We start from the raw sequence: 26,400 nt of genomic DNA, 5'->3' as shown, positions 1-26,400 counted from the left end.
AATGCCAAGATGCTTCGGCGTCTTTTTTTTGTTTCGACACATAAAAAACCGGCTACGTCTTGCGCAACCGGTTCCGACATTTTCATGTCCGGACCTCTTGCGAGGTCCGGAGGTATTGCTTAGCCCTGAGCGGCCTTGGCAACTTCGGCTGCAAAGTCTTCTTTTTCGACCACGATGCCTTCGCCAACTTCTAGGCGGATGAAGCCGGTGATGGTTGCGCCTGCTTCTTTGGCCGCTGCTTCCACGGTCAGGTCAGGATTCACAACGAACTGCTGGTTCAACAGGGTCGATTCAGCCACGAATTTCTTCATGCGGCCTTCGATCATCTTTTCGATCACCTGCTCCGGTTTGCCGGATTCGCGGGCGATGTCCATCTGAACCTGCTTTTCTTTCTCGACAACGGCCGGATCCATGTCCGCTTCGGACAGAGCCGCCGGGTTAACAGCCGCGATGTGCATCGCAACCTGCTTGCCGATCGCTTCGTCACCACCGGTCAGAGCAACCAGAACACCAATTTTGCCCATACCGTTGGTGGCCGCATTGTGGACGTAGGACACAACCGTGTCGCCCGACAGTTTGGCCATGCGGCGAACCGACATATTCTCGCCGATGGTGGCGATCTTGTCGGTCAGGGTGTCGGCAACGTTCTTGCCGCCCAGATCGGCAGCCAGCAGCGCTTCGACATTGTCGACGCCTTCTGCAGCGTAGGCGATCTTGCCGACCATTTCCTGGAAATCGGCGTTTTTCGCAACAAAGTCGGTTTCCGAGTTCACTTCGACAGCAACACCATTGCCACCGTTGACGTGAACTGCAACCAGACCTTCGGCTGCGGTACGGCCCGATTTCTTGGCCGCTTTGGCAAGGCCTTTGGTGCGCAGCCAGTCAACGGCTTCGTCCATGTTGCCGCCGGTTTCGGTCAGCGCTTTTTTCGCGTCCATCATGCCTGCGCCGGTCTGATCGCGCAGTTCTTTAACCATTGCTGCTGTGATTGCCATCTTTAGGCTCTCCTCAATTCAAACGGAATTGGGGCAGGTCTACCCTGCCCCATATGTCATTTACGTGACGGGCAGCTTACGCTTCGGCTTTGGCTTCCGGCGCGGCTTCTTCTGCGACGGGCTCTTCCGCAACGACTTCTTCGACCGGTGCTTCTTCGAACGCACCCAGGTCAACGCCTGCTGCACCCATCTGTGCGGTCATACCGTCCAGAGCGGCACGCGCGGCCAGGTCGCAGTAAAGCGAAATTGCGCGCGCTGCGTCGTCGTTGCCGGGGATGATGTAGTCTACGCCATCGGGCGAGCAGTTGGTGTCGACAACAGCCACAACCGGGATACCCAGTTTGTTGGCTTCGGCGATGGCCAGTGCTTCTTTCTTGACGTCGATGACGAACAGCAGATCCGGAACGCCGCCCATTTCGCGGATACCGCCCAGCGATGCCTGCAGTTTGCCCTGGTCACGTTCCATGCCCAGACGCTCTTTCTTGGTCAGGCCTTCGGCACCCGATTCCATGGCTTCGTCGATCTGGTTCAGGCGGTTGATCGACTGGGAAACGGTTTTCCAGTTGGTCAAGGTGCCGCCCAGCCAGCGGTGGTTCATGTAGTACTGAGCCGACTTTTCAGCAGCTTCTGCAATCGGGCCAGCGGCCTGACGCTTGGTACCAACGAACAGAACGCGGCCACCTTTAGCGACGGTATCACGAACAGCCTGCAGCGCCTGGTCCAGCATCGGAACGGTCTGGGTCAGGTCCATGATGTGGATGCCATTGCGCGAGCCGTAGATGAACGGACCCATGCGGGGATTCCAACGCTGTGTCTGGTGACCAAAGTGAACGCCAGCTTCCAGCAGCTGACGCATGGTGAACTCGGGAAGAGCCATGCTTTACTTTCCTTTTCCGGTTTACGCCTCGGCGGGGGTGAAAGAAGCGGATGCTCCAACCGGCGGGCCAGATAGGGATGTCTCCCCTACAAAGCCCAAACCCCGCCTGCGGGTTTGAATGGCGCGCGTATACGGCAGGTTTTGAGGCAGTGCAAGCGAAGTTTCAAATTCTCCAGGATTTTGGAGAATTTTACTCGATGTGCTACATTGAAACTCATCCCCGACGAGCAAAGGCTTTTGGGGGCATTATTATTACGAGTAAATCAATTGCCTGAATTTCATACCGTTACATTTTTCTCGGAGAACAATAGATGGGTCGCCGAATTACGAGAAAGAAAGCGAACGACGATAACCGAACAGGATCAGTTTGGCGTTCACGAATGGCCAGCCTTGCCGGTTTCCTTAAGGACGCAGGGATCATTCTTGCTGTTGTTGCAACCCCAGCTATTTTCATTCTGGCGTTAACGTGGACAGGGGTTGTCCGGCCGTGGCTGGCTTCCGAGCTATTCGAGGAACTTCGGGATAAAGACGAAGAAAAAGCCTACGATGAGCTGACCACAGAATTTGTTCTAATGACGCTGTCCAACTATGATGACGACGTGGTGCAAAAGTGGATGAATCACTCTGGTCCAATTATCGAGCGCCTGGATCGATCTCCGACTTCAGAAGACATGACTGTTCTTTTTTCTTCTCCCGAGTTCCGGCAGCAATTTCTAAGAGAAATTTTGATGGCGTTGCTAAACAGACAAGAAGAAAAAGTGAATGAGGTACTGAATGAACATGCCAATAAAGACTTAGTTGAAAGCTGGTTACAAAGCCAAGTTTCCGATCTTTCGCAAACAGTCGTGCAGCAAGTAGATGATGTTCACGTCAGAAGGATGTACTTCAAATATGGAGAAAACGAGCAAGAGAACCCGGATGCAAACACTGTAGATCGATTTTATGCCAGCAGAAATCAGATTTACTCGCTGGAAGTCGATGTCAACGCCTTTGATCACTTTGACGAGGTGGTTGAACAACACAATCGGGCGCTGTTTTTGAAATTGGGCAGCGAGCGTCCCAGAATAATTCGCAATGGCGCTTTATCAGCAAGGGATATTACATGCGAGGTTCGCAAAATTCTGACATCTCCGTCGGGATTTGTCCGATTGGAGGCCGGTGTTGCCGAGCAAGACGGAGTAACGCGCGCACCCATTCCCAAAGGCGGATTTGACATCACAGTAATTGTCGCGGCGAAAAAAGGGCGGAAGATATGCAGCTAATATTGGCCGTTTTTGCACTGCTTTTCTTTTTTTCGAGCGCTGTTAGTGCTGAAACAGGAAAGTGGACAGAGACGAATGAAGATAGCGCATTTTGGACAAAAGAAGGTGCTCGTTTTATTCCGAAGGATAATGCCAAAAGGCAGTTTCAGTATTCCGCGTTGAGGTTTGATCGATCCCGTTACTCCTATGAGTTATTGGATCTTGAGAGGTTACTCGACACTGCATTCCCGGAAAAAACTAAAGATGGCTTTGTATTTGACAAGAGCACGGGCCAATACAGGGCGATTCAAGCCAGCGTACTGCAAGCTTGGGAAGCTTTTCAGGAGGACAAGTCCGTCGTGGCGCTGGTACCAATGGGTTTCGCCAGAACTGCGGGTGAACCACGCATCGTTGGTTACCGGAAAATAGACGGTAAGCTGTTCAGGGGACTGTTCAGCGCCAGCAATTTAGACACTATTCTTTGCTTGGATGACGTCGGCGACCCCCGTAAGAATAGATATCCTTTTCAAGTGCCTCTGATAGTGGGCATTAATTTTCCAAACCAAAAATTCACTTTCAACTATTTGGGAGACTTGGCGCCAATTAATTTGTCCGGGAAAGAAACGAAAAGTAGCGCCGAACAGATTGATTACTATAAGTCACGCCTGGACGCATGCCCCGATGCCGTACAGGTTGGACCGAGGATTCTACAGCCTCGTGATTACGAACCAGCAGAAAACGCTCCTGGTAGATTGGCCTATAGCATAAACAGTGTCGCCAGCGACAAAAGCACGAGCCGGATCGTGATGCTATACGACTGGAATGGATGGGTAAATTTTGTCAGAACAAGTGGAAACTCAACGCTTTACGATATCGGCACCTTACTCAGTTCTGACGCGTTCTACGACAAGGAGCCGGGAGACCCCAGAAAATGTAAGTGGGGCCCTCTACCACCTTCTCTGAGCTGCGAGTTATGGGCGGTAACGGTGGCAGCCTTTGATAATGCAGCGGTTGCAATCCGCAAAGGGGACGAAGTGGAGTTCTGGGGTGATCCAAATCGTTTCACCCCGGGTGTTTTGGTGATCCGAAAACGACCGGAGACAAATACGGTCTCCTCGCAAGTCGAAGAAGATCAAATTGAGAACCAGTAGCCTGATTCAGTGTTTTTCTCAGAACTGGATATCGCTCTCAAACTCGGGCTCGAACAGCAGCATGTGAATTCCGTATCGCCCGTTCGCAATGCGCGGCCAGCGCCTTGCGGTTCGCAAAGTCGCTGACCTTGGCCGGTGTGTGATAGATCAGTTCCACGGAACCCTGTCTGCGCGCGCCAAGTGTTTTGAGTAGATGCGGCCCGAACTCCATGTCGCCCCACCAGCCATAGAACCTGTCAGGCTGACCGTCGGGTGCATGAAAGATCACCGAGACCGGTTGGACATACATAAAGTCACGCAGTTCCTCCACGAAGAACGCAGCAAAGAGTGTAGTTTTAAAAGGTAAAACACGCAATCCGTCCGTCGACGTCCCTTCGGGAAAAAACAGTAATTTGTGACCGGCTTTCAGGCGGGTCTCGAACACTTTCGTCTGTTCTTTGGCTTTCTTGCGGTCCCGCTCGATGAACACAGTGCCGGTTGCGCGGGCCAACCATCCGATGCCAGGCCATTTCGCAACTTCGGCCTTGGACACAAAGTACACACGCTTTCGCGCGTTCAATGCAAAAATGTCCAGCCAAGACGTATGGTTCGCAACAACCGCCCCTCGCTGCCACATCAGTTCTCCCGAGGTTCGAAAGCCCATCCCCAGGATACGAAACGCATTGCGGCACACAAACTGACTGATGAATGGTGTAATCGGACGGCGCACGCCAAAAAACGGAAGTTCGATCAGACGAATGGTCAAAAGGATGATCAGACCGCCGAACACCAGAAGGGCGAGGGGCACACCCCTCAGGATGACCAAAATCCAACCCACCAGACCCAGATCGATTGGGTCCGGCGCATCCTCACTGTTCCACAGCGCGTCGTTCACCGGGCTACGCTCCGCCATAAATGCGTTTCTGCCGCTCGTTCATCCGGGCGATGTCGAGGATCAGGCAAATGTCAGTCGTGTTGAAGGCGTGGTCGATGAAGGCCCCCTCGCCCACGAAACCACCCAGCCGCAGATAGGCTTTGATCAACGCCGGAACCTGCACCATCGCAGCGCGACGATCGAGGTTGTCCGGTGCCACAAGGTCCATGGATTGAAACGCGTCTGGTTGTGCCCTCACCCGCAGGTCCGGCGGCGCCAGATGGTTGTGATGCAGCATCGACAAAGGCTGCGCCAGATCCTGAACGTTCGTGCCGTGAAAGCTGGCAACACCGAACAGAACCTCGATCTCTCGTTCGGAGACATAAGCCGCCAACCCGTTCCACAGGTGATACATGGCCGTGCCGCCGCGATAATCGGGATGCAGGCAGGATCGACCCAGTTCCAACAACTTGCGGCCGCTTTGTTTCAGAACGGTCAGATCATATTCGTCCTCGGAATAGAACTGCCCAAGTTCTGCTGCACGTTCGCCCGGTAACAGCCTGTAAACGCCAACAGTTTCCCCGGTCAGGTCATCAATCGCCAGCATGTGGTCGAAATACGGATCGAACTTGTCGCGCTCCAACCCGGTCTCGTGATCGACCATCTCTCCGCCACCACCCAATTCGCGAACGAACACGTCATAACGCAGCCGTTGGGCAGCGTGCAGCTCGTCCTCGGATTCGGCGAGTTTGACGGTAAAGGAAGGGCCTGCATCCGGCATCGGTGTTTCCGTTCTTGTTTTTGCGCTGATACCGCAGTTTCCGGGGGGATGGCAACAAGAGCGGATTTTCCGGGATGTTAACCATTCCTAAACCAGTTTCACGGATCAAAGACCGGCACTAGGGCGATGCGTGTTCCGTCAATCACCACTTTCCCCTGCTCGCGAAAGTTGACGGTGATCTTGCCCCGGATGTTGGACTGAACCTGTCCAACGCCCCAGTCGGGGAAATCGGGGTGGCGGACATACATGCCCGGTGCAAGAATGGCATTGAGGTCTGACATGTCTGGGCTCCGGTCCGGCGGCAGATGCAGCAGGAGGTACGCATGAGCGACACCACAGTCAACCTGGCCGAGTTGATCGGTGCTCGGATCTGTCACGATCTGATCAGCCCCATCGGCGCGATCACCAACGGTCTGGAGCTGCTTGAGATGGTTGGGGGCACTCAGGGCCCCGAGATGGAGCTGATTTCGGGCAGTGTCGGCAGTGCCGGGGCGCGGATACGGTTTTTCCGCGTCGCATTCGGCTCGGCCAGCGATCAGCCCTTGGGGCGGACCGAGGTGTCGGACCTGCTGAAGGATGTTGAACGCACGGGTCGAGTGCGGGTCAACTGGCACCTGACCGAAGCTGTGCCACGCAATCAGGTGAAATTGGCGTTTCTGGCACTAATGTGCTGCGAAAGCGCGATGCCTTTCGGCGGTGAGGTCACGATCGCGAATACTGGGGATGGCTGGACGGTTATCGGATCGGCCGACAAACTGAATCTGGACAATGATCTGTGGAAGAACCTGCCTCTGGGTCGGTTTGCCAATAAAGTCACCCCTGCGCAGGTGCAGTTTGCCCTGTTGCCCGAGACCGCCGCGTCGATGGGGCGGCGGGTTGCGGCTGAAACCACCTCAACCCGCATTGTGATCCGGTTCTAGGACCGGGTCGTTCCGTTCCCACGTACAAGATACTTGAAGCTGGTCAACTGCGCGGCACCCACGGGGCCGCGTGCGTGCATCTTCCCGGTGGCGATACCGATCTCGGCACCCATGCCAAACTCGCCCCCATCGGCAAACTGGGTCGAGGCGTTGTGCATTAGGATTGCGCTGTCGAGCCGCTCAAAGAACCGCGCGACAGCGTCCGCATCTTCGGTCATGATACAATCGGTGTGGTTCGAGCCATACTGACGGATATGCTCGATGGCCGCGTCGATATCCGCGACCGTTTTGGCGGCGATGATACTGTCGAGGAATTCCTTGCCCCAGTCGTCATCCGTGGCGGCGACCGTGCTTTCCGTGGCCAGCGCCCCTTCGGCGTGAACCTCGACGCCTGCAGCCAGCAGAGCCGCAACCACGTCCCGACCCAGCGTTTCGGCCACGTCCTGATGGATCAGCAGGCATTCAGCGGCACCGCAGATTCCGGTCCGGCGGGTCTTGGCGTTCAGCACCACATCCAGCGTTTTCTGCGGGTCGGCATACTTGTCGATATAGATATGCACGATGCCTTCAAGATGTGCAAAGACCGGCACGCGGGCTTCGCGCTGCACCAGACCGACCAGACCTTTACCCCCGCGCGGTACGATGACGTCCACATAGTCTGTCAGGGTCAGGAGTTCCTGAACCGCTGCTCGGTCGCGCGTCGGCACCAGTTGGATGGCTTCCTCGGGCAGGTTTGCGGCCTTCAGGCCCTCGACCAGGCAAGCATGGATCGCGCCAGAGGAATGAAAGCTTTCCGAGCCGCCGCGCAGTATCACGGCATTGCCGGATTTCAGGCACAGTGCTCCTGCATCCGCTGTCACGTTCGGACGGCTTTCGTAGATCACGCCGATCACGCCCAAAGGTGTGCGCACGCGTTGGATGTTCAGGCCCGAGGGCATGTCCCATTCGGTCAGCACCTCACCAACCGGGTCGGCCTGATCTGCCACGGTACGCAAACCGTCAACCATGCCCTTAATACGCGCCTCGTTCAGCATCAGGCGGTCCATCATCGCCGGGCTCAGGCCCTTTTCGCGGCCGAAGTCCATATCTTTCTTGTTTGCCTCAATGATGTCGGCCCGGTTTGCCCAAACCGCATCCGCTGCGGCAATCAGCGCGGCGTGCTTGCGTTCGGCGCTGGCACAGGCCAGATCGGCCGAGGCCGCCTTGGCGCGTTTTCCAAGATCGGCCATCAAGGTGGGAATGCTGTCGAAATCCTTCATCTCATGTGCCTTTCGATCGGTCTTTTGGTGTTCTAACATCGCGCGCCTACAGCGCCAAATCGTCCCGGTGGATCAAAACGGCCCGGCCCGGATAGCCCAAAGTTGCCTCGATTTCCGAGGACTTCCGGCCTTTGATCGCATCCGCCTCTTGCGCGGTATAGCGGCTGAGGCCTTGCGCCAGTCGGCGCGAGTTTGGGTCAAGGATGGCCACGGGATCACCGCGACCAAAATCTCCGGTCACTTCGACGATGCCAGCGGGCAACAGGCTTTTACCATTACCGAGTGCCCGGGCGGCGCCTGCATCCACCACGATCTCTCCCCGCGGCTTCATCGCCGAAATCCAGCGCTTGCGTGCTGCATGTGGGTCCAGCGTGGCCGTAAACCAGGTGCAGTTCGCGCCGTTCGCAAGGGTTTTCAACGGGTTCAAGGGCGATCCTTCGGTGATCGCCATGTCGCAGCCTGCCGCCGTGGCCATTTTGGCGGCCAGCAGCTTTGTCTTCATGCCGCCCTTGGAAAGGCCCGATCCGGCATCGCCTGCCATCTCTTCGATCTCAGGCGTGATGTCGACGATCACGTCAAAACGCGTGGCTAAGGCGTCTTCGTTCGGGTTGCCGGTATAGAACCCATCCACGTCCGAAAGCAGGATGAGCTGGTCCGCTCCAACGGTGACTGCGATCTGCGCAGCCAAACGGTCATTGTCGCCGTAACGGATTTCATCTGTCGCAACTGTATCGTTTTCGTTGACAATGGGCACCACACCGAGGCTTAGCAATGTCTCGAGCGTCGCACGTGAGTTTAGATAGCGGCGCCGATCGGTGCTGTCTTCCAGCGTCACCAACACCTGTGCTGTGGTGATCGTGTGCGGGGTCAATGCTTCTTCATAGGCTCGCGCGAGCCGAATTTGACCCACGGCGGCGGCTGCCTGAGATTTCTCGAGCGCCAATGCCTCCATCGGCAAGTTCAACACCCCGCGCCCCAGGGCGATTGACCCGGATGAAACCAGAATGACATCCGTCCCCTGCCCCTTGAGCCACGCCACATCCTGCGCCAGCGAGTGCAGCCATTCCGACCGCAACAACCCCGTATTCCGATCCACCAGCAATGCGGACCCGATCTTGACCACCAAACGTTTGGCCGAGGTCAGGGTTGCCACGACTTCGCCTCCTCAGCGGGCTTCTGCTGCAGGCGGTTTTCGTCGATCTGAGCGCGCAGCGCCCGCAGCACCTCGGTTACGCCCAGATGTGCCACGCCAGACATGGTCATGACGGGGCCGCCAACGGCTTCTTCCAACTCGGCCTTGGCCAGATCGCGCTCTTCATCCTCCAGCGCATCGACCTTGTTCAGGACCGTGATGCGGGGCTTTTCAGCCAGTTCACCACCATAGGCTTCAAGTTCATGGATGATGGTTCGATAATCGTCGGCAACGGTCTCAGAAGTTCCATCAACCAGATGCAACAGAACGGCGCAGCGTTCTACGTGACCCAAAAACCGGTCGCCGATTCCGCGGCCTTCATGCGCGCCTTCGATCAGACCGGGGATATCAGCCACGACGAATTCCACGTTATCGACGCCAACAACGCCCAGATTGGGGTGCAGCGTCGTAAACGGATAATCGGCGATCTTCGGGCGCGCGTTGGACGTTGCCGCCAGAAAGGTCGACTTGCCCGCGTTGGGCATACCCAACAGGCCCACATCCGCGATCAGTTTCAGCCGCAGCCAGATAGTGCGATCGATCCCCGCCTGCCCCGGGTTGGCGCGGCGCGGGGCCTGGTTGGTGGCCGATTTGAAATGCAGGTTACCGAAGCCGCCATTGCCGCCCTTGGCCAGCAAGATCCGCTGGCCGACCTCGGTCAGATCGCAGATTACCGTTTCCTCGTCTTCATCCAGAATTTCGGTGCCAACGGGTACGCGCAGGACGATATCGTCGCCATCCTTGCCTGTACGTTGCTGCCCCCGTCCGGGTTGGCCGTTCTTGGCAAAGAAATGCTGCTGGTAGCGGAAATCGATCAGAGTGTTCAGCCCGTCCACGACCTCGGCCCAGACGGACCCGCCTTTGCCGCCGTCGCCACCGTCGGGACCGCCGTATTCGATATACTTTTCGCGCCGGAAGCTGACGCAGCCGCCACCTCCGGCCCCAGACCGGATGTAGACCTTTGCAAGATCGAGAAATTTCATGACTGTCCCCTACTGCAAAGGCCCCATCGGCCACAAGTCAGAGTTTTTTACTGTATGTCCAGGTGGGCACGTTTGCATCACGCGCCACCGAGTAGTTTTCGGCATCGCCAAGGTACTGGAACCCGCAATGGGTCAGAACCCGGGCCGAGGCCGGATTGTCCTGAAAAACGCTGGCAAACATGGTGGCGTTCTCCAGCGGGTTTGCATTGACCAGCGCCTCGACGGCCATCGATGCGATACCGGTGTTCCAATACACCGGTGCGACCCAATAGCCGACCTCGGACTGGTTGCGATCCAGTCGTGTCAGCGTGATCAGACCGATCAGTTCAGGGCCCCCATCCTTGGTGGCATCCATGACCCAGACGTCCTCGTCGCGTTCCTCGGACATGGACCGGGTCACGAAGGCCTCGGTCGAGCCGGGCGGCAACGGATGCGCGATGCTGGTTGTCATGCGCGCCACACGCTCGTCGCCTGCGTAATATTCGATGAGACCCATATCCGACCGACGCAGGGGGCGCAGGTCGAACCGCTCGGTTTCTATGACCGGCTGGTTAATTATCGTCTCAAGTTTCATGAGTTCGTTCCTCCTCCGAACAACACGTAAATCGCGGACGCAACGGTGAAACCAATTAACGTCCACATCAGATATTTCCGGCCCATCCGATCTTCAACCGCAGGGGCGATCCTGCCCTGAATCAGGGACGGGATTATGCTTGCTGAGTTTGTCATTGTAGCCATTGTTCAAAATTGCGTTAAAACGAGAAAGGGGACCGGCATTTTCTGCCGGTCCCCCAGGAATGTTTCAAACCTTATGGGTTTCGGCTTACTCTGCGGCCTCCGCCACTGGCAGGACCGAAATAAAGGTGCGGTTCTTGAGGCCCTTGTGGAACTTCACGGCGCCATCAACAGTTGCAAAGATGGTGTGATCTTTGCCCATGCCCACGCCTTCGCCCGGCCAGAACTTGGTACCGCGCTGACGCACGATGATGTTGCCTGCGATGGCAGCCTGGCCGCCATACAGTTTCACGCCAAGGCGGCGACCAGCTGAGTCGCGACCGTTACGGGAGGAACCGCCAGCTTTTTTATGTGCCATTCTCTCTCTCCTTAGCCTTGAGCCAGCTCTTTGGCTTGCTCAACCCATTCGGGCTTCACTTTGATGGTGTCGATAGCAGCAATCTGCTCGTCCGACAAGGCAGCCAGAGCGGCAAAGCTCTCGATACCGGCCTCAACCAGCTTTTTGGCGGCGGCAGGGCCGACACCGTTCAGCTTGGTCAGATCGTCAGCGGCAGCAGCAGCGGGTGCCTCTGCTTTGGCTTCAGCTTTCTTGGCAGGCTTTTTCGCCGCCGGAGCAGCTTCGCCAGCCGGTGCCGAACCGGTTGCAGCTTTGATGCCCGACTTGTCAGCGCCCGACGAAAGGATGTCGGTGATCATGACCAGGGTCAGCTTCTGACGGTGGCCAACGGTACGCTTCGAGCTGTGCTTACGACGGCGCTTGACGAACTTGATGACCTTGTCACCTTTGACCTGTTCGATCACTTCGGCCTGTACACCTGCGCCTTCAACGAAAGGTGCGCCGACAACCGGAGCGTCACCGCCCAGCATCAGAACATCGTTGAATTGAACTTTTTCACCTGCGTCGGCAGCCAGCTTTTCAACGCGGAGCACATCGCCCGCCTGAACCTTGTACTGCTTGCCGCCAGTCTTTAGGACCGCAAACATGCGTCTTTCCTTTTCTAACCCGCGTTCTGTGGTCCCCGTTTGGGTGTTGCCGGCCTCAGCCACCTCGAACAGCGCGCCCTTTTCGGGCTGTGTGACGACCCTTGGGGCACGCCCTATGGGTCAATAATAACGAGACCCGGCGCGGAAAACCGGCCGGGATGCGCGCTTATCCATAGATTGCAGGGGAAAGTCAACATCAAATACTGGTTTAAAGATCGGACCCTTGCAGCACCTGCGCGACGGCCTGACCGAGTTGAAAATAGATATTGTCGAACATCTGGTCAAAGCTTTCGAACAGGGCATCATTGATCGCCCTGCCCGCCTCGGTTCGGGAAAACGCGATATTCTCGCGTATCTGGGCCTCGCTCAGCGGTTGATAGGCCAGCAGAAAGAAGGAATACAGCCAGGTCTGGGTCTCTTCACTCATGCTGTCCTTTTGCGTCAGTAGCTGGGCTAAAAGTTCGGCATCATCCACATCACCACCCAAGTCCATCCCGCGGAAAAAGTTGTAATCGGCGCTGATGGAGTTCTGAACGTTTTCTTCAATCAGGTTGTTGACCCGAATGTACTCATCAACCAGGCGGTAAAACACTGACTCTCGGTCACCGTTCTCATAAGTGTCCTGCGCCATTTCTTCGATGGTTTCATCAGCAAGTGCGATGCGGGCAGTAATTTCAAGCGACACGATGGCCTGGCCCAGATCGCTTTCATAAAACAGGATGGCGCGGTCCAGTTCTCTTTCGGTCAGGGTCTGATCGAAGACCTCCACAACCTGATTGCGCATCCTGTCAGCGTCGTAAATCCGGTCGACCTGTTTCTGAAAAACCTGCCCGCCATTGTTGTTCAGAAAGGTTTCCTGAAGGGTTTTGCCCATCATGCCACCTTCATCCCGCAGAATCTCGATGATCTCATCCAGTTGCAGGGCTTGCAGCAGGCGTTCGACCTTTTCTTCGGCCTGCAGCGGCACGGACCAAAAAAAAAGTGCAGCAGACACCAAAATCAGTCGCATTAAATATCCTGTGCCGGGTGCAGTTCGGCCATTCGTGAGGCCAGAACTTCGAACTTCATGGCCATGATTTCGTATTGAACCGCGTTGAGTAGCTCATAGACCTCCTGCATGAGCGGCTGCTCCAACGCCTCAGCATAGGTGATGACATCGGCGTCCGAGAAATCCTGATAGGTGTATGCGGCCCCTGCAAGCGCGGATAGTTGCAGCGCTTGCCGCATACTGGTTTCGTTCTGCTTCATCATTTGTCGCAGCTCATCCGCGCCCAGTTGCAGGTCGATCACTCCGGATGCGCTGGCAGCCAGCAGAAAGCGCAATTGGACTTCCTGCAATGCCCTCAACGCCGTGCCGCTGGAATCAATGGCAGCGTTCATGCGCTTAAGGCTCTCGACCCGCCTAGACCCGTCCTTGATCAGACCGGCCACGATTTCCTGCCCCTGCTGCAGTTTGGCGTCGTCGTCTTCGACCATGTGAGAGTCATTTTCCGCCTCGACCAACCGCTGTCCCAGTTCCGAGGCATAGAATTCGACCGCATGGTTCAGCGCGGCGTCACTCAGCGTCTGTTCCAGGATGGTAACGGCGGTTTCGTGCATGTCGTGGGTATCAAACACTTCTTCGGTCAGGCGTGCCCAGTCCGAGCCGAACCCTTCGGGATCGATTCCCAGCATCCGAGGGGCCGAGGCTGACGCAAGCGCTATGCTTTCCAGTGCCACGTCAAAGCCGGTGGTGGTCAGAAAGGCCTCTACCCGGTCGCGTTCGGCAGCAAAAGTTTGCGCAGGTAGCGTGGCAAGCGTGAATAGCAACGGAAAAAAGGTCAATGCGAAGCGGCGAAGGTGATATGTCATACTCAGAAGCCTAGGTGTTTTATGCCATCTGGCAATGGAAAATCCCTTGTTGGTGAATTTCCGGAATTTTCTGCTTGCACCCCCGTGCGTTCCTCACTAAATCCCCCCCTCACAGACCCCCGCGGAGAGGTGCCGGAGTGGTCGAACGGGGCGGTCTCGAAAACCGTTGTGGGTGCAAGCCCACCCAGGGTTCGAATCCCTGTCTCTCCGCCATAAATGACATTTAAATAGTTGATTATAAACGGTAATTTCAGCTGCTGTGTTGTTCTTTCCCCCATTCACCCCACCCCCACTTCTCAAGGACGACAAAGCGAGAGCCGCACATGAGCTATCTTGAGCGAGGTGCAGGTAAGGTCTCTCAGTTGCGTTGAAAGAACTTGCTTTTGTCGATTGACCTCAAAAAGTTTGTTTTTGAGCCGACTAGGCGCACTTGTGAAATTTCGCACGCGTAAAAATATCTTTTGCACCGCCGAGTTCGGTTTGGAGTGCCCTACAGGCGCTCAACTGGCTTTCACTGTGACTTGGGCTCTTAAAGTTACTGGCGCTCGGTGAAACTCAACCCAACGCGTTCACATGACTTAATGTCATTCGCAACAAAACCTTGATCGCTTGGCCATCGTTCAAATTTTTCAAACGTTGGCTTTTGTGCTAAGGTTAGAAAATAGACTATTTTTTTTGGTTTCTTCGATGGCATTAGTTAAAAGTGATAACGATAAAGAGTTAGGTGGGTCAACCAACCTAAATAACGATACAGCATCACCTTCCGATCTAGACGTCCAACAGGTTCCTAATGCGTCTCGACACATTAGACTGGGCGAGTGTCACCAAGGGGAATCATTCGAGAAGCAATCATTGACTGGTCAGGTCTTTTTTCGGTGCCAGTTGCAAAACGCGGATCTTTCCTCAGCGTGTGGGCTGCTGGCAGATTCATTTGCTCAGTCAGATTTGACCAACGCAACGTTGCCTAAGTACCTGTCCTTTGACGATATACTGGATTCGATTTCTGATGCCGCCAAGCAAGCAAAAACCGCTTTTTTTTCTTTGTTAATATTTTCCCTCTACTGCCTGCTCTCAGTCGCTAAAACAACTCATCTGACTTTAGTCGACGATGCAGTAGAGTTTCGCCTGCCAATAATTAATGACAATGTCGCTCTTGCATCATTTTATCTCGTTGCTCCAATCCTGTTGCTCATAAATTTTCTTTGGATGAACAGTTATCTACAGAGAGCCTGGTCACAAATAGCTCTTCTCCCCCTTCGGTTTCCCAACGGTCTTGAGGTCAATACTCGACTGTCACAATGGCTACCATTGGCGATGCGTATCGGTCAGGGTAACAGAAGTTCTACTAGTGATCAGAGCGGGCGGTTTTTCTGGCTTGAGTTCATGCTCAGTTTTATTGCGCTATGGACGGTAGTGCCGTTCACAGTGGTAGTAATGTTTTTTGCCTACCTCCCCCGCCACGACTGGATTGTGTCGTCAGTTGCCGCAATCGTCTTCGCTTCAGTTATCGGGTTCAGTGTTTATTTCGCCATCAAGGCAGCTGAGACATTGAGTAATCCTTTTGCAGCGCCTGTCCTGTCTAAGCGTATAAAGCGCCCGTTCATTGCCGCGATAGTGGTTTTATTAGCTGTACTTGCGCTTCTGCTAAACGTTGTCGTGTTCGGTTATAGATCAATCGAACATACGCCGCGCCCTCTACTTAGCATGCTACAAGAACTCGCGGGAGGAGACCCACTGCCATTTGATCTCGATCCCCCAAACTATGCCGAATTCGTTACGAAACCATCGAATTGGACAGACAACATTTCCGGCGCAGAACTCACCAAAGTCCTGGACGATACTCCACAGTGGGACATGAGTAACCGGAATTTAGATCGAGCAGAATTTACCAACCTATTTCTTCCTAAAGCAAAATTCGAAAACTCTCGAATGCGCCAGTTCATAGCAGGTTCATCGACATTCGTTGATGCAAATTTCAGGCGGGCTCAACTACGTGGTGCAAACCTTACCGGAACTGACCTAAAATACGCAGATTTTTTTAAGGCCGATCTTAGAGACGTAGATTTTCTTAGAGCCGACCTTCGGAGCGTTGACTTCAAACAAGCAGACCTAAGGAACGCCAAATTTGACTGCGCCAAATTGCAAGGTGCAAATTTTGAACATGCAGATATTTCTGGCGCGGAGATTTCATACGTCGGCTGCGGTCAGCTTAGATTTTCTGCTGATGACGTCTCAGCAGTGTTTAAAAATGCCTACTGTTCAAGTGATCCACTTTTTGAAGGCGAGGCTTTTTTTGACTGCCCGGGAGCCAAAGACAAGTCATTGGAAGAGTCCAAATTGCCAGAAGGTAGAGATCATTTGAAAGGAGATTGATATGCCGAAGAAATTTGCCTTAATTACGTTTATCTCTTTAAGTTTGTTACATCCCAAGGGCGCAATTGCTCAGCAGTCGCAGGAAAGAATTGGATTTATTGCAGAGTCTGCTGGGCGGCTTTGGGTCGAGCGCGACGGCAAATGGTCTAAGACGCGTCAACCAGATCGGATATTTAAAGACGACTCAGTTGAAACGGGGCGACGCGGAACAGCCACCATGGAAGATGGCCCAAGGTGGCAGTGGGGTATTGACCCTAAAACTCGGACGCATATGCACTGGAGTCCGGAGGGTTCACTAACGCTCTATCGCTCCGGCGCCTTGTATGGGAACTCGAATAAAGGACAGACGCGCAACGTATTGACCGAATCCGGTACGCTGAAAACGCGTGGCACATCATTTTATGTTGAAGTTGACGAACAGGGCACGACACGCGTTCTTGTTTTTGACGGTTCAGTGGAATTGAGGGGGCGGGCTGGCGGTACCTTGACCGTTACTGCGGGACGTGCGGCCGAAGTGAGTATTGGCGGACGCCCAAGGAGCTTGTCAAATGTTCCTCCGGTTCTCATACGAAATGCATATCGCCTATCAACTGCCACGGTAGCGCTAACAAGCCCTACCGATGCTTCTCCTGACACGCGATTTTCAACTCTGATTTCTCGACGAGCGGCAGCGCAGCAGACCACGAGAAACTTGGCCGCGCCAGTTGACGGGCCATCTGGCCAAGGTAAAGGAGAATAAAATGAAACGCTTTGGCTTTGTTCTTTTTGCTTTCTTGCTCACTGCTTGCGGGCCTGAAATTAAATCAGTTCAATCAACCGAAGAACTCAATTTTCTGCCTGAGTTTGAGGCGCGCCCAACAATTGCAAAGACCGTTGACTTTGCCGGTGTTGACGTCCCACTCCCACAAGGTGAATGGTATTTGGTTGGCGAAACAGGCTTTACCAACGAAGTTGAAGGATACCCTCAACGGCAGATCACATATGCATCAGTTGAAAATGGTGTAGTCGATCGGGTTGTAACAATTTGGCAGCAATCACGACCTCATGACGGGTTCTTTACACGTTTTCGCTACTGCGACGACCCCTCGTACCTGCACTCCGTCCTGTACTCAAACGTGGACAAATCGACCACTTGCTGGCATTTGCGTGCAGTCAACCTCGGCACAGCCAGTTCTCCTGCCCAGATGAATGCAGCATTGTCGCAATTCGCGGACAAGCGAGGTCTTTTCTTATCGCCCACAATGCTGGGTGTGCGATACGTAAAAACTCAAAATAAAATAAGGTATTACATTGAGTACATGTGGAGTTCAGATTTGCTCTACACTAAGGAAGCAGGTGGGGTTTGGAAACCAGACGAGTGGTCCAAATCGAAAGTTCAAAACGACGTCAGCAAGGCTGCGGTTGCGAGTGGGTTAATTGAATGGGGTGTGCATTGGGAGCCAGCCGTTTTTAAACATCGAGAATTGTTCAGAAAATATGCGAATGAGTAGTCTCATTATAAACTGACTGATCGGAATCTCCACTCTTCTGCGGCTTACCTGCAAAAATTGCGGCTCAAGAGCTGTGATGCTTCCGGACGCATCTTTTGCGGGGTTTCCAAGGTATAGCCGAGGGCCATCAGGCATTACTCTAGAGCACCTGGTTGCCTCTGAGATGACCCGGAATCCATTGGCAATGAATATCTTAGCACGACAAAACCGACACAACCGACAAAACCTGTCTGCAAATGGGTTCTGTCAGTTTTGTCGGTTTTGTCACTGGGTGGTTCACGCGTACGCCTGGTGGATTGCTGGATTGACGATGTAGAGGCGAGAACGCCGCCCGCCTGCCGCGCCTGATGGCTGTTCCACTAATTGGATAATGTCTCCTTCTTCCAGTGCCTTGAGGGTCGGATTTAACTCACTAGCGGTTGCCAGCCCTGACCGATCCAGGCGCAAGACCTCTCGTGATGTGAAGCGTTCCCAGGCTTGTTCCCGGATTACAGCCACCAACCGGCGCGTAGCCCGTTCAGTTTTTGACAGCGACGCACTTGCATAAGCGCGCTGTGCCATTGGCAAAGCGTAGGATGTGACAAACAACGCTGCCCGCTCAAAATCCGCTGCCGTGATCTGGTGCGCCTCATCTTCGATCCCTGTTACCCAGTCCAGATACGACAACACCAGGGCAAGCCGAATGGTCATGCCAGGGAGCTTACCTATATACGAGAGCAACAACCCGTCTGCTTTGGCCTCCAATTCCCTTACATAGCTACGTAACGTATCGAGGTGGTCGCGGGCCTCTTCCGTAAACGGTATGAGCCAAGGCCGCGTGACGTCGTATTCGTCCGTTACCATACGTAGGGATAGGAGCCTGGTGAGCGCCCGTTCGATAAACGCATCATCAGGAATGGATTGCGGGCGCTGTATCGGAACGGGGTCAGGCCAGATCGGCGTGAACCGCGCCAACAAGCCATCATCGTCAGAGTTGATCAGCAAGCCGTTTAGCTTGTCTGGCTGGATACCACCAACCACGCCAATAGACAGCCGATCTATGTATACGGGATCACGCCCCATACGTTCGACCGTATAGGCACGACCTCCATAAGCTTCGAGCCAGAAGGGTCGATCCGATCCACCGCCGGAATAGCGCGTCATGCCTTGCAACCACCCTGCCAACTCATCCCGCGCCGCCAATGTTCCGCGCGCCTGCTTTTCCAGGATCACGGCTAGACGCTCTACGGTTCCGTCAGCTACGCACAGACGCGGTAGGAACGGTTCTTGACCAGTGTTGGCCGCGTCAGGCCGTTCTGGTGGCGCTGACCCGTCTTTGATTGCGGGCTTCGTTGCTTCTTTCCACGTGCTTTCTGCAATCTTGGCGATCTCTGCCGCCTCGCGCCATTGAGCAAGTTCGCCCTCAGATTTCTTACGGAGTTCACGCTCTGCCTTTCGTAGCGGGGTCAGAACCGCATCCAAACCAGGAGACTTGCCACTCGACGGTAGGCCAATTGCCATCGTCCACAGAATTGGCGGTTCCGACCAGCCTGCCCAGGGAGACACCCAACGCGTATTCCCAATCAACGACCCGGTCACGGCCAACAACGCTGCCACAATGTAATCCGGTGGTGATGACTTGGCCTCAGCCGCAACCGTGATCCATTGCGCCCATTTTGGTCCAAAGACCTTTTCTAGAGGCAGCCTGGGCGCTGCCCCGCGTTCATCCCGCAAGAACCGCAATGCCGGTTCCGGCCAATCCGGCGCAAAACTCTCTTCTTTTGTATGGATCGTCATTGCGCTTTTGCCTTTCCCATCAGTACGTCGTTCCAGTCATAGCCGTCAGGTGCAGGCAGCAATGAGACGTGCCAGCACAATGCATAGGCGCGGTGTGCCAGCACTTGCGCGGCTTCCCGGCCAACAGCATCGCCATCGGGCGCAATCACCAATTCGCCGGGATGTTCCGGCAGGTGTAGGGACTTCATGCCGCTGGCGCTCAACGCCGCCCACACTGTTGCGGGGCCATCCAATAAGCCGGAGAGCAGCGACAGCCCGGTTTCAATGCCTTCTGTCACCACAAGCCGCCCAGGCGCGTTGGAGAGTTGAACTGCAGCGCCCTTGGTTGCCCCAAGCATGGCCTTGTTCGGGGAGAGGTCTGTTTTTCCAGCGCCATCTATACGTAGATATGTCCGGTGCACGGCGAATGTGTCGGTTCCGCCTACATACCCTATAAGGGCGGGCACCCGTTTGGCTGCCGGATGCCAACACCTATCCAGGTAACGTAGGGAAGACGGCAGCGGGCATGTAATCCCACGTTTACGCAGGTAGGTTTCGCCTGGTGTGCCGCAAACTGGTTGAGCCTCTTTCCAAACGGATTGAGCAATCTCTGCCCGCCGTAATGTTTGGCGGCGTTCCTCTTCACGGTTCTTGCGCACAGCTTCGCTAGAGAGAGCCGCATATTTTTCTTGGCCGCCCGCTAGTCCCAGACCTTTGAGAGCGTCCAGAACATGCACAAAGCTACACCCGGCATGACAGGTCAGCAAAAGCTGACCTGAATGCCCGTTTGCGATGCTCAGGCTGGGGGAGCGGTCGTCATGGGCTGGACAGCAGGCAATGCCAGACCGCCCAGACCAACGCCCATCCAATGCCTGCGTGATGGTTTCTGCGTCTGGCATTACACGCCCTCCCGCTTAAAGCGTTTGGGAAGGGCACCAAGGTTTTCATGCTGAGGCGCCTTATACGCCTGGTGGAGTCCAATCAGGGCTTTTCGGGTCACGCAGTAGCCCAAAGTGTCCCAAGCCGCTCCACCAGCCGTAAATTCGAACCTCTGGCGCTGGAACAGCCATTGCATCCCTTCCCGGCAGGTCGCGATACGGTAGCGACCGCGACGGAACAATTCGCCACGATAGACGTCTGAGGTTTCCCGGTGATCGGTTTGTTGCCCGATTGTTGTTGCTTGCAGTGTATCAATCATTGTTCACACCGCCTCGCTTGTGCGGCTGTCCAACCAGGTCAAAACATCTGACTGACGCCAGCCCACAGCCCGTTTCCCGAGCTTGATGGGTTTTGGAAACATCCCGTCTGCGATCATGGCGTAGATGGTGGACCGGGAAAGACCCACCAGGGATTCCACATCCGGCCTGCGATAGATTTTGTCTTGCACTTCAATATGCCCCTTCGAACGCCGCGCCATTTCTTTTGACGCGACCTATTGTCGGCAGTATCGAGGAAGGCAGGGATTGCTCTAAATTCCTAACTTCCCGTCGGTTCCGGTGTTGGCGCATCGGGGCCGACACGAAGCGCTAACTGCCAGTAAGCGCCGCGTAAGTTCGAATAAGCACAGGAAAAAACACCTGCCAACGGGCTCCCGATGACAGGTCAAAACCTATAAATTGCAACAGGTTGTGCGGCAGTTTGGGGGATTAGGTACGGGAATTCATATGAATTGCGCTTTTTTTGGACGGAAATCCTAAGTGCCTGTTTTTCAACTATTCTTTTTTCAAGAAATTTTCCCAAGCAACCATCATTTTGCGGCGGCGCTCCAAGGCGTCGGTTCTGCGGTAGGCGCGCACAACCATGCTGTCCACATTATGCGCAAGTGCCAGTTCTGCCATGTGGTGATCATAACCCTCTTCTGCGGCCCAATCGCGGAAAGTAGAACGCAGCCCGTGCGGAACGGCAGGTGATCCGCTTTTGGCATCAAAGTAACCAGGACCGCCTTTCGCAAGATCGGCCTTATGCATCTTCCGCATGACGGAGGACAAAGCCATGTCCGAAAGCATGCCGCCCTTGGCTCCAAAGAACACGTAAGCCGAGCCATCAAGCCGAGGCAGCTCTTTCAGCAACGCAATCATGGATGGGGTCAGTGGAACGCGATGCTGCCGCCGCGCGTTCATGCGGGCTGCCGGTATGGTCCTATGACACGCTTCAAAGTCCACCTCATCCCAGGTCATGCCCCGTATCTCCCCGGAGCGGGACGCTGTGAGGGCTGCAAATTGCAATGCCTTGATTGACATACCATCCCGGTTCGCCAGATCAGCCCACCAGCGCCCGGTGTCCTTCTGCGCCAGTGCAGGATGGTGTTTGACGGTCGTAACTTTGTTGGGTTTGGGCAGAACTTCGGACAAATTGCCGTTCCACCGGGCTGGATTGTCCCCAAAGCGCAGTTCGTTCACCGTTGCCCAGGACAGGACCTTTTCAATGCGTCCGCGTAACCGGCTGGCGGTTTCGGTTTTCTCTTCCCAGATCGGTTTGAGGACAGATACGATATCCGTGACATCGATGGTTTCCACCGCCCTGTGACCGATCACTGGAATGGCGTAGGTGTCCAGTGTCGCGCGCCATTGCTTCTTGTGTTTCTCGCTGCGGAACTCTGCAAGCTTGGCCTCCAGGTATTTCTCGACAACGCTGGCAAAGTCCGTATCCATTTTGGCTTTGCGTTTTTCAGCCAGGGGATCACCGCCCATGTACGCCTTGCGCTTGTTCTCGACCGCTTGTTCCCGCGCCATCGACAGTGTGACGAGGGGGAAGTTCCCCAGGCCTATCTCGCGGCGCTTGCCAGAGATCACGATCCGCTGCACCCAATACTTGCGACCCTTTTTGTCTATTCTTAGAAACAAGCCATAGCGGCTGTTGTCGAAATATTTCCCTGGCTTGGTGATGTTCTTTACATAGGTTGCCGTAAGGGGTTTGCCTGCTGTCATGATGCTGGGTGTTCCGTATCATTGTCCATCATTCTATCCCCCAATTGATGCTGGATTTCACCGGAACTTACAAGACCTCATTGGATACTAAAACGGAAATAAACTGTTTAAAATATAGGTCTTATGGGTATCTCGTGGATCACATCGGATCACCGCATGGCTGCCTGTCTCTCCGCCACTAATCTTCAGAACCTCATAGTGTTTTTGTATGAGGCTTGGAGTTACTGAAGCTACCAACGTTCCTCAATGCTGAAAGCCGTTCCAATCACCACATAGGTTCAGCACGTGACGGACTATTATTTTCGTTTGTCTAAACTTGGCCCTCAAAAACCAGTTCGATGTTCTTTTGCGTGGCAACACTTTGGCAGCACAGTATGAAACCCTTGGCGATGTCATTGTCTTCAAGTGCAATGCGGCTCCGCATATGGACGGTTCCATCGGTCAGACGGGCCATGCAGGCGCCACAGACGCCAGACTGGCAACTGAATGGCGGGTTTAGTCCGCCTGATCGGGTGGCTTCTAGTATGGTTTGACCGGCAGCAACCGGAACGTCTTGCCAAGCACCGTTTAGTTTTATCCGGGCCGTTGCGGCGATCCCCGACACGCTTAGGTCGCTTTCGGTATCTCCACCGAAGCTCTCTATATGAATGCGACCATCGGGAACGTCCAGATTTTGTAACGCCCTCCGAATATCGGTGTTCATGCTACCGGGACCGCAGATCCAGTACTGGGCGTCTTGTGCAACCGGGGGCGCTTCGGCAATAGCGGCCTCAATGGCGTTTGCCTCCAACCGCCCCGTACGCCAAGGGGTGAACCAACTGAACATGGAAGGCCGGGACAGAACGTGGCGGAGGGTGAACCGCTGCGGGTATTGCGCTTGCAGTTGCTCCAGTTCCTCCCGGAAAATAATGCTGTTCGCGTCCGAGTTGCCAAGGACCATGTGCGCTGCAGAATGCGGCTCATCTGCCAAAACTGCCTTGATCATCGCGTAGAGCGGAGTAACTCCACTGCCGGCCCCAATAAAGTAATGGGTACGCCGTTTCAGGGCACCGGGCGACAGCGTGAACTTTCCGAAGGGGGGCATCACCTCTACTCTATCCCCTGCCTTAAGAGTGTCGCCGATGTGGTTCGAGACGACTCCCCCTTTGACGCGTTTGACAGTGATACGCAACGCGGCCCCCGGCAGGTTCGAGATAGTGTAGCTGCGCCTGTGCTCCTCTCCTTTGATCAGAAACCTGACCGTCAGGTGTTGCCCGGCCGTCCATTGGAACAAGCCCGTCAGAGAGGATGGAATGTCGAAGATGACAGTGGTGGCCGCGCCGCCGATCTCTTTGCGGATTTCGGATACCGTCAGTGAATAAAAGTCACGTTGCATGAAGGTTTCCAATCACCGGTAATCGTAGGTCGTGGTCAATGACCGGATCACGGCCCCGCCAAGATAGGATGCAAAAACGAACTCGTCCGTCTGACGCATTTTGCCCGAATAGCTCTGCCAGTCATAATCGACATGGGTCACGGCGGTGACATGGGACACGCCATCTTCGAGCCGCGATGAAATCTCGGGCGCCGATCGTGCGGTTTCCGTATACCCTTCCAATGCCTTTGCGGTCTCGGGGTCATCCAGATCGCTCTTCTCTGTGACCCTGTACGAAAAGACGTCATCCGGTTGCCGCATTCCGTATTTGAGGATGATTTGATGCGTGGCCTCGGGGTGCCAGTCGTCCCACGTGGCCAGCAGGCTTTGTTCGTCCTTTGCCTGCAGGATACGCGCGACAACATCTTTGGGCGCGTCTGCTTGGGCGGTCAGAACCAGAGAGGACGCGAGTAAAACGCCAATCAGAGTGGCTTGAACAGGCTTCATGATCACTCTCCGCGGCTCTGGTTTTCCTGCATGAAACTCAGCACCGTTTTCTGGTGCTGAGTAACCGGGCCTTCGCCAATCCCGGCAGGACCGACCTCAAAGTAAGGGCTTTTCAGAGACTTCTGCTGCTGTTCGCAGGCGTAGATATCCTCAGCTGTGAAGTCACCGGAAGCCATAGGGTCGTCTGCACCGGTGGCATCGTCCTCTTGGTATTTCGCACCGCCAAAATCCTTCCAGAAGCCCAAGCTCTTCCACTGTTGCTTCTGAAAAGCCCAATCCGATACGTTGGCCAGCTTTGTGCGGTTCTCGACACGTGTCAGATCGGGAGCCAGCGGTGTGATGATGAACAGGTTCCAGCTTTCCTCACTTGCACCGATGCCAATGCCCGGAAAAAGCATCGGAACCCAAGCACCGACATGAGGTTCGGGGATCGTGCGCGGCATCGGCAGGTTGGCTTCGTGTCCCTTCGCATAAGCGGCCGATGGGGGCTCCCAGAAATGATAGTGCGGCCCCTTCCACCCGTATTCGGCCTTGGCATGGTCATACATGTGCAGCGTATTCGAATGCAGATGGCTCAGGTGGTAGATGTCGATGTAATTCTCGACGACAATTTTCCAGTTGGCCTTGATCTCGTAGGTATTTCGCCCTTCGGCAAATTCGACCAGTTCTTCCGGCTTGTGAGGCCCGAGATTCGGGTCAATTTCCCCGAACCATTCCGCCAAAGTCGGCGCATCCGGGTCGGGGTGAACGAACAACATTCCGCGCCAGACATCAACGCTGGCCGGTTTGAGGCCAAGGCAGGATTTATCGATACCGTTTGGAAACTCGGATGGCTCATCGGGAACCGAAATCAGGTTGCCTTCCAGATCGTAAGTCCAGTCGTGATACGGACATGTCAGCGCCTTTTGCGTTTTGCCAACCGCCCGGATCAACTGGGTGCCCCGGTGGCGGCAGATATTGTGAAAGGCGCGCAGGCGGTGGTCGCGTCCCATTACGATGAAAAGGTTGTTCAGGCCTGCCTGAACCGACAGGTAGTTCCCCGGCCCCTCAATATCCTCGACGAGACCGGCAAACCGCCAGGTTCGCGAGAAGATTAGGTTTTGTTCCCTCTCGAACCAATCCTGCGAGGTGTAGGCCTCGACCGGTAGGTGGTGGTACATTTTGGTCATCTCAGTCCCTCAGGTAAGCAGATAGGCGTATTGGGGAAACAGGCTTGCGGCGATCATCATCACCCCCGACAAAGCCCAAAGGCAGACAATGGCCCAGTAGAGAAACGGGTCGTCGTCCCGGTTAATCTCAAACATCAAAAAAGCCCGTCCGCTCATTAGTGACGGGACGACCCACCAAAGGAAAAGCAACCCCCATACCCAGTAGAGACCAAGCGCTGAGGCCACCAACAGGATGGGCAAGGCAATGTAGTTCGTGGTTCTCGCGAGACTCATTGCTTGGCCTCCAGAACCGAAGCCAGAAGCGTGGCGGCTTGTCTCAATTCAGAGCGCCATTTTTCAGGCGGATTCAGTGGGGTCAGAGCATCCATACTCACAAAGATCGCCGATATTCCCTGAGTGACCGCGCGAATGCGTGTGTCAGGCACCGTAGGGGCTGCCCGCGCAAGGATTGCTTCGACCAAATCAAAGAAACCCGTGAGGCTGTCCATCAGGCCGTGGCGAAGATCCGGCCGGTCAGGAACCACAGTTACCAACGCCTGATAGGCCAGCATCAATCGGGGATCGGTTCCAACCCCTTCTGAAAACAGAGCGTCCACAAGATCTGAAGGCGTTGCATTGTTTGGCAGTGCCTGACGTAGCCCTTCCAGCGAAGCGGCAAAACCGGCGATGGTGTGGTCGGCCAGTGCGGTTATCATTTCATCCTTGTTTCCAAGGTAATGACGCAAAAGAGGACGCTTGACGCCAGCTTCCTCTGCAATCCGTTCCTGTGTCGCTCCATCGAGCCCGAACCGCGCTACACATGTGAGGTAAGCGTCCAGAATCTCTTGTGATCTTTGGTCTTTCAGCGAAGGTCTTGGCATTTCGGCCTCATAAACTGTCACCATTGACAAATAACGATCAATGCTACTTTGTCAATGGTGACAATAAACTTCTTGAACCAGCTACTAAGGCGAAACCGTCCTAGGAACAGAAAAGTCCTGCTAAGCTAAGCCGAAACTATGCA

General features: G+C 54.9%; 29 protein-coding genes and 1 tRNA gene. 7 read left to right on the top strand and 23 right to left on the bottom strand.

The window, feature by feature from the left end:
* Positions 1-119: 119 nt before the first annotated feature.
* Positions 120-995: a translation elongation factor Ts gene (gene tsf, locus ACR1XY_RS06345; RefSeq protein ID WP_480591028.1), complete on the bottom strand. Its 876-nt coding sequence runs from the start codon at positions 993-995 to the stop codon at positions 120-122.
* A 76-nt stretch (positions 996-1,071) separates the two neighbouring features.
* Entirely contained in the window at positions 1,072-1,872 is an 801-nt protein-coding gene (gene rpsB, locus ACR1XY_RS06340) for a 30S ribosomal protein S2 (RefSeq protein ID WP_480591026.1), read from the bottom strand.
* Positions 1,873-2,252: 380 nt separating this feature from the next.
* Between rpsB and ACR1XY_RS06335 the strand changes: the two genes are divergently transcribed.
* Together ACR1XY_RS06335 and ACR1XY_RS06330 are read left to right on the top strand one after the other, a co-directional pair.
* On the top strand, positions 2,253-3,134 hold the full coding sequence (locus ACR1XY_RS06335) for a hypothetical protein (RefSeq protein WP_480591024.1): 882 nt from the start codon (positions 2,253-2,255) through the stop codon (positions 3,132-3,134).
* Positions 3,125-4,264, top strand: coding sequence for a hypothetical protein (locus ACR1XY_RS06330; protein WP_480591022.1), 1,140 nt, complete (start codon positions 3,125-3,127; stop codon positions 4,262-4,264). The genes ACR1XY_RS06335 and ACR1XY_RS06330 overlap by 10 nt, the downstream gene beginning before the upstream one ends.
* 37 nt (positions 4,265-4,301) lie before the next feature.
* Here the strand turns inward: ACR1XY_RS06330 and olsA are convergent, their stop codons facing one another.
* The 3 genes from olsA to ACR1XY_RS06315 form a co-directional block, all read right to left on the bottom strand.
* On the bottom strand, positions 4,302-5,156 hold the full coding sequence (olsA, locus tag ACR1XY_RS06325) for a lyso-ornithine lipid O-acyltransferase (protein ID WP_480591020.1): 855 nt from the start codon (positions 5,154-5,156) through the stop codon (positions 4,302-4,304).
* Positions 5,143-5,898 (bottom strand): L-ornithine N(alpha)-acyltransferase, encoded by a 756-nt coding sequence (olsB, locus tag ACR1XY_RS06320; RefSeq protein ID WP_480591017.1) that lies wholly within the window; start codon positions 5,896-5,898, stop codon positions 5,143-5,145. The genes olsA and olsB overlap by 14 nt, the downstream gene beginning before the upstream one ends.
* A gap of 98 nt (positions 5,899-5,996) precedes the next feature.
* Positions 5,997-6,179 carry a DUF3553 domain-containing protein gene (locus ACR1XY_RS06315; RefSeq protein ID WP_480591014.1) on the bottom strand — a complete coding sequence of 61 codons (183 nt, stop codon included), beginning with the start codon at positions 6,177-6,179 and terminating at the stop codon, positions 5,997-5,999.
* A 42-nt stretch (positions 6,180-6,221) separates the two neighbouring features.
* Here ACR1XY_RS06315 and ACR1XY_RS06310 point away from each other — a divergent pair, with 42 nt between their 5' ends.
* Positions 6,222-6,818: a histidine phosphotransferase family protein gene (locus ACR1XY_RS06310; protein ID WP_480591011.1), complete on the top strand. Its 597-nt coding sequence runs from the start codon at positions 6,222-6,224 to the stop codon at positions 6,816-6,818.
* On the opposite strand, the gene ACR1XY_RS06305 is transcribed toward ACR1XY_RS06310, so the two are convergent.
* The 8 genes from ACR1XY_RS06305 to ACR1XY_RS06270 form a co-directional block, all read right to left on the bottom strand.
* Entirely contained in the window at positions 6,815-8,077 is a 1,263-nt protein-coding gene (locus ACR1XY_RS06305; RefSeq protein ID WP_480591009.1) for a glutamate-5-semialdehyde dehydrogenase, read from the bottom strand. The two genes, ACR1XY_RS06310 and ACR1XY_RS06305, sit on opposite strands and share 4 nt — an antisense overlap.
* Before the next feature lie 46 nt (positions 8,078-8,123).
* Positions 8,124-9,230, bottom strand: a complete 1,107-nt coding sequence (gene proB, locus ACR1XY_RS06300; RefSeq protein ID WP_480591007.1) for a glutamate 5-kinase — start codon at positions 9,228-9,230, stop codon at positions 8,124-8,126.
* Positions 9,218-10,252: a GTPase ObgE gene (gene obgE, locus ACR1XY_RS06295; protein WP_480591005.1), complete on the bottom strand. Its 1,035-nt coding sequence runs from the start codon at positions 10,250-10,252 to the stop codon at positions 9,218-9,220. The genes proB and obgE overlap by 13 nt, the downstream gene beginning before the upstream one ends.
* Before the next feature lie 37 nt (positions 10,253-10,289).
* Positions 10,290-10,826, bottom strand: coding sequence for a GNAT family N-acetyltransferase (locus ACR1XY_RS06290; RefSeq protein ID WP_480591001.1), 537 nt, complete (start codon positions 10,824-10,826; stop codon positions 10,290-10,292).
* 249 nt (positions 10,827-11,075) lie between these two features.
* Entirely contained in the window at positions 11,076-11,345 is a 270-nt protein-coding gene (gene rpmA, locus ACR1XY_RS06285; protein ID WP_010440093.1) for a 50S ribosomal protein L27, read from the bottom strand.
* A gap of 11 nt (positions 11,346-11,356) precedes the next feature.
* Entirely contained in the window at positions 11,357-11,971 is a 615-nt protein-coding gene (locus ACR1XY_RS06280; RefSeq protein WP_480590998.1) for a 50S ribosomal protein L21, read from the bottom strand.
* Between the two features lie 208 nt (positions 11,972-12,179).
* On the bottom strand, positions 12,180-12,980 hold the full coding sequence (locus ACR1XY_RS06275) for a DUF2059 domain-containing protein (RefSeq protein ID WP_480590996.1): 801 nt from the start codon (positions 12,978-12,980) through the stop codon (positions 12,180-12,182).
* Positions 12,980-13,822, bottom strand: coding sequence for a DUF2059 domain-containing protein (locus ACR1XY_RS06270; RefSeq protein ID WP_480590993.1), 843 nt, complete (start codon positions 13,820-13,822; stop codon positions 12,980-12,982). Before ACR1XY_RS06270 ends, ACR1XY_RS06275 begins: the two co-directional genes overlap by 1 nt.
* 123 nt (positions 13,823-13,945) lie before the next feature.
* Here ACR1XY_RS06270 and ACR1XY_RS06265 point away from each other — a divergent pair.
* The 4 genes from ACR1XY_RS06265 to ACR1XY_RS06250 all read left to right on the top strand — a co-directional run bounded on the left by ACR1XY_RS06265 (position 13,946) and on the right by ACR1XY_RS06250 (position 17,685).
* Positions 13,946-14,035: transfer RNA gene (locus ACR1XY_RS06265), tRNA-Ser, on the top strand.
* A 396-nt stretch (positions 14,036-14,431) separates the two neighbouring features.
* Entirely contained in the window at positions 14,432-16,195 is a 1,764-nt protein-coding gene (locus ACR1XY_RS06260) for a pentapeptide repeat-containing protein (RefSeq protein ID WP_480590991.1), read from the top strand.
* 1 nt (position 16,196) lies between these two features.
* On the top strand, positions 16,197-16,934 hold the full coding sequence (locus ACR1XY_RS06255) for a FecR family protein (protein WP_480590989.1): 738 nt from the start codon (positions 16,197-16,199) through the stop codon (positions 16,932-16,934).
* Position 16,935: 1 nt separating this feature from the next.
* Positions 16,936-17,685: a hypothetical protein gene (locus tag ACR1XY_RS06250; RefSeq protein WP_480590987.1), complete on the top strand. Its 750-nt coding sequence runs from the start codon at positions 16,936-16,938 to the stop codon at positions 17,683-17,685.
* A 276-nt stretch (positions 17,686-17,961) separates the two neighbouring features.
* Here ACR1XY_RS06250 and ACR1XY_RS06245 read toward each other — a convergent pair whose 3' ends face one another.
* The 10 genes from ACR1XY_RS06245 to ACR1XY_RS06200 form a co-directional block, all read right to left on the bottom strand.
* Entirely contained in the window at positions 17,962-19,461 is a 1,500-nt protein-coding gene (locus ACR1XY_RS06245) for a DUF3987 domain-containing protein (protein WP_480590985.1), read from the bottom strand.
* On the bottom strand, positions 19,458-20,339 hold the full coding sequence (locus tag ACR1XY_RS06240) for a DUF7146 domain-containing protein (protein ID WP_480590983.1): 882 nt from the start codon (positions 20,337-20,339) through the stop codon (positions 19,458-19,460). Before ACR1XY_RS06240 ends, ACR1XY_RS06245 begins: the two co-directional genes overlap by 4 nt.
* Complete coding sequence (locus ACR1XY_RS06235) at positions 20,339-20,638, bottom strand: hypothetical protein (protein ID WP_480590981.1); 300 nt, start codon at positions 20,636-20,638, stop codon at positions 20,339-20,341. Before ACR1XY_RS06235 ends, ACR1XY_RS06240 begins: the two co-directional genes overlap by 1 nt.
* Positions 20,639-20,641: 3 nt before the next feature.
* Positions 20,642-20,827 (bottom strand): helix-turn-helix transcriptional regulator, encoded by a 186-nt coding sequence (locus ACR1XY_RS06230; RefSeq protein WP_480590979.1) that lies wholly within the window; start codon positions 20,825-20,827, stop codon positions 20,642-20,644.
* A gap of 325 nt (positions 20,828-21,152) precedes the next feature.
* Entirely contained in the window at positions 21,153-22,367 is a 1,215-nt protein-coding gene (locus ACR1XY_RS06225; RefSeq protein WP_480590977.1) for a tyrosine-type recombinase/integrase, read from the bottom strand.
* Positions 22,368-22,677: 310 nt separating this feature from the next.
* Positions 22,678-23,742 (bottom strand): 2Fe-2S iron-sulfur cluster-binding protein, encoded by a 1,065-nt coding sequence (locus ACR1XY_RS06220; RefSeq protein ID WP_480590975.1) that lies wholly within the window; start codon positions 23,740-23,742, stop codon positions 22,678-22,680.
* 12 nt (positions 23,743-23,754) lie between these two features.
* Positions 23,755-24,228 carry a hypothetical protein gene (locus ACR1XY_RS06215; RefSeq protein WP_480590973.1) on the bottom strand — a complete coding sequence of 158 codons (474 nt, stop codon included), beginning with the start codon at positions 24,226-24,228 and terminating at the stop codon, positions 23,755-23,757.
* 2 nt (positions 24,229-24,230) lie between these two features.
* Positions 24,231-25,397 (bottom strand): aromatic ring-hydroxylating oxygenase subunit alpha, encoded by a 1,167-nt coding sequence (locus ACR1XY_RS06210; protein WP_480590971.1) that lies wholly within the window; start codon positions 25,395-25,397, stop codon positions 24,231-24,233.
* A 9-nt stretch (positions 25,398-25,406) separates the two neighbouring features.
* Positions 25,407-25,670 (bottom strand): hypothetical protein, encoded by a 264-nt coding sequence (locus ACR1XY_RS06205; protein WP_480590969.1) that lies wholly within the window; start codon positions 25,668-25,670, stop codon positions 25,407-25,409.
* Positions 25,667-26,257, bottom strand: coding sequence for a TetR/AcrR family transcriptional regulator (locus ACR1XY_RS06200; protein ID WP_480590968.1), 591 nt, complete (start codon positions 26,255-26,257; stop codon positions 25,667-25,669). Before ACR1XY_RS06200 ends, ACR1XY_RS06205 begins: the two co-directional genes overlap by 4 nt.
* Between the last annotated feature and the right edge of the window lie 143 nt (positions 26,258-26,400).

Source organism: Ruegeria sp. AD11(2025) (assembly GCF_056542405.1).
The sequence above is the reverse complement of the archived record's forward strand: the minus strand, read 5'-3'. Positions and strand labels throughout refer to the sequence as shown.

Excerpts from the sequence above, each read along its gene's own strand:
- ACR1XY_RS06330 (WP_480591022.1), top strand. The coding sequence starts at position 3,125 with ATGCAGCTAATATTGGCCGTTTTTGCACTGCTTTTCTTTTTTTCGAGC.
- ACR1XY_RS06205 (WP_480590969.1), bottom strand. The coding sequence starts at position 25,670 with ATGAGTCTCGCGAGAACCACGAACTACATTGCCTTGCCCATCCTGTTG.
- obgE (WP_480591005.1), bottom strand. The coding sequence starts at position 10,252 with ATGAAATTTCTCGATCTTGCAAAGGTCTACATCCGGTCTGGGGCCGGA.
- ACR1XY_RS06250 (WP_480590987.1), top strand. The coding sequence starts at position 16,936 with ATGAAACGCTTTGGCTTTGTTCTTTTTGCTTTCTTGCTCACTGCTTGC.
- ACR1XY_RS06240 (WP_480590983.1), bottom strand. The coding sequence starts at position 20,339 with ATGCCAGACGCAGAAACCATCACGCAGGCATTGGATGGGCGTTGGTCT.
- rpsB (WP_480591026.1), bottom strand. The coding sequence starts at position 1,872 with ATGGCTCTTCCCGAGTTCACCATGCGTCAGCTGCTGGAAGCTGGCGTT.
- ACR1XY_RS06235 (WP_480590981.1), bottom strand. The coding sequence starts at position 20,638 with ATGATTGATACACTGCAAGCAACAACAATCGGGCAACAAACCGATCAC.
- tsf (WP_480591028.1), bottom strand. The coding sequence starts at position 995 with ATGGCAATCACAGCAGCAATGGTTAAAGAACTGCGCGATCAGACCGGC.
- ACR1XY_RS06210 (WP_480590971.1), bottom strand. The coding sequence starts at position 25,397 with ATGACCAAAATGTACCACCACCTACCGGTCGAGGCCTACACCTCGCAG.
- ACR1XY_RS06245 (WP_480590985.1), bottom strand. The coding sequence starts at position 19,461 with ATGACGATCCATACAAAAGAAGAGAGTTTTGCGCCGGATTGGCCGGAA.
- ACR1XY_RS06225 (WP_480590977.1), bottom strand. The coding sequence starts at position 22,367 with ATGACAGCAGGCAAACCCCTTACGGCAACCTATGTAAAGAACATCACC.
- ACR1XY_RS06310 (WP_480591011.1), top strand. The coding sequence starts at position 6,222 with ATGAGCGACACCACAGTCAACCTGGCCGAGTTGATCGGTGCTCGGATC.
- ACR1XY_RS06315 (WP_480591014.1), bottom strand. The coding sequence starts at position 6,179 with ATGTCAGACCTCAATGCCATTCTTGCACCGGGCATGTATGTCCGCCAC.
- ACR1XY_RS06255 (WP_480590989.1), top strand. The coding sequence starts at position 16,197 with ATGCCGAAGAAATTTGCCTTAATTACGTTTATCTCTTTAAGTTTGTTA.
- ACR1XY_RS06290 (WP_480591001.1), bottom strand. The coding sequence starts at position 10,826 with ATGAAACTTGAGACGATAATTAACCAGCCGGTCATAGAAACCGAGCGG.
- olsB (WP_480591017.1), bottom strand. The coding sequence starts at position 5,898 with ATGCCGGATGCAGGCCCTTCCTTTACCGTCAAACTCGCCGAATCCGAG.
- ACR1XY_RS06280 (WP_480590998.1), bottom strand. The coding sequence starts at position 11,971 with ATGTTTGCGGTCCTAAAGACTGGCGGCAAGCAGTACAAGGTTCAGGCG.
- ACR1XY_RS06220 (WP_480590975.1), bottom strand. The coding sequence starts at position 23,742 with ATGCAACGTGACTTTTATTCACTGACGGTATCCGAAATCCGCAAAGAG.
- ACR1XY_RS06275 (WP_480590996.1), bottom strand. The coding sequence starts at position 12,980 with ATGCGACTGATTTTGGTGTCTGCTGCACTTTTTTTTTGGTCCGTGCCG.
- rpmA (WP_010440093.1), bottom strand. The coding sequence starts at position 11,345 with ATGGCACATAAAAAAGCTGGCGGTTCCTCCCGTAACGGTCGCGACTCA.
- ACR1XY_RS06200 (WP_480590968.1), bottom strand. The coding sequence starts at position 26,257 with ATGCCAAGACCTTCGCTGAAAGACCAAAGATCACAAGAGATTCTGGAC.
- ACR1XY_RS06270 (WP_480590993.1), bottom strand. The coding sequence starts at position 13,822 with ATGACATATCACCTTCGCCGCTTCGCATTGACCTTTTTTCCGTTGCTA.
- ACR1XY_RS06215 (WP_480590973.1), bottom strand. The coding sequence starts at position 24,228 with ATGAAGCCTGTTCAAGCCACTCTGATTGGCGTTTTACTCGCGTCCTCT.
- ACR1XY_RS06305 (WP_480591009.1), bottom strand. The coding sequence starts at position 8,077 with ATGAAGGATTTCGACAGCATTCCCACCTTGATGGCCGATCTTGGAAAA.
- olsA (WP_480591020.1), bottom strand. The coding sequence starts at position 5,156 with ATGGCGGAGCGTAGCCCGGTGAACGACGCGCTGTGGAACAGTGAGGAT.
- ACR1XY_RS06335 (WP_480591024.1), top strand. The coding sequence starts at position 2,253 with ATGGCCAGCCTTGCCGGTTTCCTTAAGGACGCAGGGATCATTCTTGCT.